The 4947-nt window shown below is 75.4% G+C and carries 5 protein-coding genes; 3 read left to right on the top strand and 2 right to left on the bottom strand.

Features of this window, described 5'->3' with window-relative positions:
- Window positions 1-318: 318 nt before the first annotated feature.
- Window positions 319-909: a hypothetical protein gene (locus AB0D45_RS34480; RefSeq protein ID WP_362466574.1), complete on the bottom strand. Its 591-nt coding sequence runs from the start codon at window positions 907-909 to the stop codon at window positions 319-321.
- A gap of 311 nt (window positions 910-1220) precedes the next feature.
- Between AB0D45_RS34480 and AB0D45_RS34475 the strand changes: the two genes are divergently transcribed.
- Window positions 1221-2015 carry a nuclease-related domain-containing protein gene (locus AB0D45_RS34475; protein ID WP_362466571.1) on the top strand — a complete coding sequence of 265 codons (795 nt, stop codon included), beginning with the start codon at window positions 1221-1223 and terminating at the stop codon, window positions 2013-2015.
- 31 nt (window positions 2016-2046) lie between these two features.
- Here AB0D45_RS34475 and AB0D45_RS34470 read toward each other — a convergent pair whose 3' ends face one another.
- The gene (locus AB0D45_RS34470; protein WP_362466568.1) at window positions 2047-3198 is read right to left on the bottom strand and encodes a Ku protein; all 1152 of its coding nucleotides are present in this window, start codon (window positions 3196-3198) and stop codon (window positions 2047-2049) included.
- A 31-nt stretch (window positions 3199-3229) separates the two neighbouring features.
- Between AB0D45_RS34470 and ligD the strand changes: the two genes are divergently transcribed.
- Both ligD and AB0D45_RS34460 read left to right on the top strand, forming a co-directional pair.
- Complete coding sequence (gene ligD, locus AB0D45_RS34465; protein WP_362466566.1) at window positions 3230-4114, top strand: non-homologous end-joining DNA ligase; 885 nt, start codon at window positions 3230-3232, stop codon at window positions 4112-4114.
- The coding region (locus AB0D45_RS34460) for an ATP-dependent DNA ligase (protein WP_362466563.1) at window positions 4111-4947 on the top strand (837 nt) is incomplete at its 3' end. The genes ligD and AB0D45_RS34460, both read left to right, overlap by 4 nt.

Genomic DNA, 4947 nt, shown 5'->3' with positions numbered 1-4947 from the left:
TACTGCACGGAGGATGGTGGCTGCGTACGGAGGGGGGGGGGGCGGGGTGGGGTGTCGTCCGGGACTAAAACGAGATGAATTCGGCGCGCGGTACCGCTCCCCAACCGGACCCGGAACAGGCGCCGAACATCGAAGCCCGTCCCGGACGACACCCCACCCCGCCCCCGACCCCGGCCCACGACACCCCCGCACCCACCCCCCCCGGCCAGGGCACCGGCTCCCGCCAGGACACCGGTACCCGGACCGCCCCCGGCCCACCGCATCCCCCGCCCGGCCAGGCATCGGTACCCCCGCACCCCGCCCGGCCAGGGCACCGGCTCAGCAGTCCGTACGCCCCCGCCGCAGCATCGCGAAGCCCAGCCCCGCGGCGCCGATCGCCGCGATCCCGCCGCCCGCAGCGAGCAGCAGCACCCCGTCGCCCGCCCCGTCGGCCACCGTGCCCAGCCGCAGCGCCTCCACCGTGCCGGCGGCGCCGTTCGCCGGCGCCGGCCCGGCCTGCCCGCCGCCGTGCCGCGTCCCGGTCTTGTGGCCGGCGCCGGCCACCGCGTGGGAGCCGCCCTCGGGACGGGTGTCACCGACCCAGGAGGAGAGCCGCCCGTCGGGCCGCAGCGCGGCATGCAGCTCACCGGCCGCACCGGTGCCCGTCGCGCCGTCCCTGCTGGTCAGCGTCGCCACCGTGGTACCGGCGCGCAGGATCTCCGCCTGGTACGCGTCCTTCGCGAGGCGGTACACCTTCGCGGTCGACCGGCCGTCCGCCAGGGAGATGCTGCTGACCAGGGTCCGCTGCGCCCCGGCGGCGGCCGGCGCCCCCTCGGCGAGCGCGGCGGCGGTGGGCAGCGCCAGCAGGCCCCCGGCGCATGCGGTCACGGCGGTGGCGCGAACGATGGTGCGGCGGCGGGCGGTGTTCACGGCATTCCCTCGGTACGGGGCACGGGGCACAGGGCACAGGGCACAGGGCCAGGTCAGGGGCCCACGGCACGGGGCCCGGCATCGCGTCCGGGCGCCGCCCGGCACGGAATCAGCACCCCGGGTACGGGCACCGGCACGCGGCACGGGCCGCGCCCCGCTGCGCCGGACGGCACAAAACTAGGCCCCGGCCGTTGCGGTAGGGCGATGACCTTGTAACAGGAAGGCAGCAGCGACCCGTCGGAGCTGTTACACAACCGAGGGATTGCCCGGGGCCGCGCCGCCTGCTCCCATGGACGGCGGGGGTGAGGCCGATGCACGGACTCAAGGTCTTTCCGAGCGGCCGGGCCGGCCGCGGCCGGCTCTACGTCAACCGGCCCGACGGCCGTGCGGTCGCCTGGTACGACCGGCAGGCCAACCGGATCAGCGTCCTGGCGGACGACGAGCGCGACGCGGTACTGGCGGCCCTGCGCCCCTACCTGACCCGCGACTGGACCATCGGCCCGCCCCCGGTGCCCACCGCCGCCGAGCTGCGCCGTCTGAGCCTGCCGCCCGACCGGGACCTGGCCCCGAACCGGCCCGGCGAGACCCTGCTCGGCGAGCTGGCGTACGGCTCACCCGGCAGCCGGGCCCGGCACCGGATGCGGCAGGAACTCCAGGCCCGGCAGCGCACCGGCGCGGAGCTCGACCTGCTGGAGGCGGCCGACTGGCGGGCCCTGCACGACGTCCCCCTGCCGGGCCTCGGGCTGCTGGACCACCTGCTCATCGGCCCGCCGGGCGTCTTCGCCCTCCGTACGGTCCCCGGCCGCCGCCAGCGCGTCCATGTGGGGGAGTTGCTGCTCACGGTGGGCCGTGCCGAACCCCGCCCCGACCCCCGCTGGATCCGCCGCGCCGCCGCCCACGCGGCCCGGGTCCTGGCCGCGCCGGTCACCGCGGCCCTCGTCCTCGCCGACGCCTCCCGCGTCGAGGTGGCCCCGACGCTGCGCGACGTCCTGGTCCTCCAGCCCCCGACCCTGGCCACCACCCTGCGGTCCACACCGGCGACCCTCAAACCCCCGGACGTGGAAGCCCTCTTCGCCCAGGCCCGCTCCACCCCAGAATGGACCTGACCCCCGCCCGGCCCCCCCAGCCCCCTCAGGCTCAGGCAGAGCTCCGCTTGCGCGGTGCCGGCTTCTTCGCCGTGCCGGCGGACGCCGTCTTCTTCGCTGCGGCCGACGTGGACTTCGTACCGGCCGACGCGGACTTCGTCGCCGCCGAGGTGGACTTCGTGGCGCCCGACGTCGACTTGGCGGAACGCGCCTTGCCCGCCGCGGCCGTCGACGTGGACTTCGTGGCCGTCTTCTTCGCGGCCGCCGCCGTCTTCCGGGCTCCCGACGCCGTCGACTTCTTCCCGCCCACCGCCTTCGGCGCGGCGGCCGCCGCCTTCCGCCGGATCGGCGTCACCTCCGCCCCCGCACCCTGCGCCGCAGGCCCCCCGGTACCGCCCGCATCCGCAGCCCCCGCATCCCCGCCGCCCCGCGAGGCCTTGGCGGCCCGGACGCTGTTCTCCAGCGCCGCCATCAGGTCGATCACCTGGCCGCCGGCCGGCTCCACCACCGCCTCCGTCGGCTCGAACGCCCCGCCCGCCTTCGCCGCGATCATCGACTCCACGGCCTCGCGGTAGTCGTCGTGCAGGGAGGACATCTCCACCTCCCCCAGCGTCGCCATCAGCGCGTCGGCCAGGTCCAGTTCGGCCTCCCGTACGGACACCGACGCCTCCGGGGCCACCCCCTCCGGCGCCCTGATCTCGTCCGGCCACAGCAGCCCGTGCATGGCGATCACGTCGTCGACGACCCGCAGCATGCCCAGCCGTTCGCGCCCGCGCAGCGCGTACTTGGCGATCGCCACCCTGCGGCTGCGCTTGAGCGCCTCCCGCAGCAGGGTGTACGGCTTGGCCGCCGTGGCCCCGTTGGCCGCGAGGTAGTACGCGGCGTCCAGCTGGAGCGGATCGATCTCGTCGGACGGCACGAACGACACGATCTCGATCGTCTTCGCGGTGGGGATCGGCAGCTGCGCCAGGTCCTGCTCCGTGATGGGGATGATCGACCCGTCCGCCTCCTCGTATCCCTTGCCGATCTCGGCGGTGGACACTTCCTCCCCGTCGAGTTCGCACACCTTGCGGTAGCGCACCCGGCCGCCGTCCGTCACGTGGATCTGACGGAAGGAGATCGAGTGGCTCTCGGTGGCGTTCACGAGCTTGATCGGAATGCTGACCAGGCCGAAGGAAATCGCCCCGTTCCAAATGGATCGCACGGTTCCTCCCGATTCGTGGCAATCTCATCGTATGTCGCCGATCACGATGGTGGAGGGGCGTCGCATCGCGCTCAGCAACCTGGAGAAGGTCCTCTACCCGAGCACCGGCTTCACCAAGGGCGAGGTGCTGCACTACTACGCCACCGTCGCGGACGCCCTCCTCGCGCACATCCACGACCGCCCGCTGTCCTTCCTGCGCTATCCCGACGGCCCGGACGGCCAGCTCTTCTTCACGAAGAATCCGCCGCCCGGCACACCCGACTGGGTGAGGACCACCCCCGTACCCCGCTCCGAGGACGAGCGGGCCGAACAGGTGGTCGTGTCCGACCTGGCGTCCCTGATGTGGGCGGCCAACCTCGTCGTGGAGTTCCACACCCCCCAGTGGCGGGCCGGCGCCCCCGCCGTCGCCGACCGGCTCGTCCTCGACCTCGACCCCGGCCCGCCCGCCACCGTCGTCGAGTGCTGCGCCGCCGCCCTGTGGCTGCGCGAGCGCCTCGCCGCCGACGGCCTGACCGCCTACGCCAAGACCTCCGGCTCCAAGGGCCTGCACCTGGCCGTGGCGCTGGAGCCGGTGCCCTCCGCGCGCGCGTCCGCGTACGCCAAGGCCCTCGCCCGGGAGGCCGAGGCCGACCTCGCCGACCTCGTCGTGCACCGGATGGCCAAGGCGCTGCGCCCCGGCAAGGTCTTCGTCGACCACAGTCAGAACGCCGCCGCCAAGACCACCGCCGCCCCCTACACGCTGCGCGCGCGGCCCCTGCCGACCGTCTCCGCGCCCGTCTCCTGGGCAGAGGTCGAAGCCTGCCGAGACCCCTCCGACCTGGTGTTCCTCGCCGACGACATCCCGCCCCGGCTGGCCCGCGACGGCGACCTCCTCGCCCCGCTCACCGACCCGGAACGGGCCGGGAGCCTGCCGTGACCCCGCGCGTGCGGGTCGCGCTCGCCGCCGCCGTACGGACCCTGCCGCGCGCGCCGGGCCTGGCGTACGAGCCGAAGTTCGACGGCCACCGCATGGTCGTCCTGCGCACCGAGGAGGACGTGGTGCTCCAGGCCCGCTCCGGGCGGACCGTCACCCGCGCGTTCCCGGATCTGGCGGCGGCCGCCCGGCAGTTGCCCGCCGGGACCGTCCTGGACGGGGAGGTGGTCGTCTGGCACGCGGGCCGCACCGACTTCGCCCTGGTCCAGCGCCGGGCGGCGGCGGCCAGCGCGGCCCGGGCCGCCGCGCTCGCGCAGAGCCTGCCGGCGTCGTACGCGGCGTTCGACGTACTGGAGCTGGCCGGGGTGGACGTGCGCGGCCGGCCCTACGAACGGCGCCGGGCCCTCCTGGTCGACCTGCTGCTGCCGCTCGGCCCGCCGCTCCAGCCGGTGCCGATGACGACGGACCCGGAGCTGGCCGAGACCTGGTACGAGACCCTGCCCGCCAGCGGCATCGAGGGCCTGGTCGTGAAGCGCCTGGACCAGCCCTACCCGGCCGGCCGGCGCGCCTGGCGCAAGCTCCGGCACACGGACGTGCGCGACGCCGCCGTGATCGGCTACACCGGCACCCCGCGCCGCCCGCTGGCGCTCGTGCTGGTCCTGCCGGGGGAGGAGGACGAGGCCCCGCTGGTGTCGAGCCCGCTCCCGGCGGTGCTGCGTACGGAGCTCGCGGCGGCCGTCGCCGGGCATGACGGGGGCGGTGTCCGCACCGGGGGCGCTGCTGGTGGTCGGCGACGTGGTGACGGACGTGGTGGCGGTGCACCGCGAACCCCTGGC

The sequence above is a fragment of the Streptomyces sp. NPDC048352 genome (assembly GCF_040651895.1).
Taxonomy (GTDB): Bacteria; Actinomycetota; Actinomycetes; order Streptomycetales; family Streptomycetaceae; genus Streptomyces.
Note: the sequence above shows the minus strand (reverse complement) of the source record. Positions and strands in the feature narration are given on the sequence as shown.

Bases quoted from the DNA above. Each gene is read 5' to 3' on its own strand.
- AB0D45_RS34475 (WP_362466571.1), top strand. From the start codon at position 1,221: ATGCACGGACTCAAGGTCTTTCCGAGCGGCCGGGCCGGCCGCGGCCGG.
- ligD (WP_362466566.1), top strand. From the start codon at position 3,230: ATGTCGCCGATCACGATGGTGGAGGGGCGTCGCATCGCGCTCAGCAAC.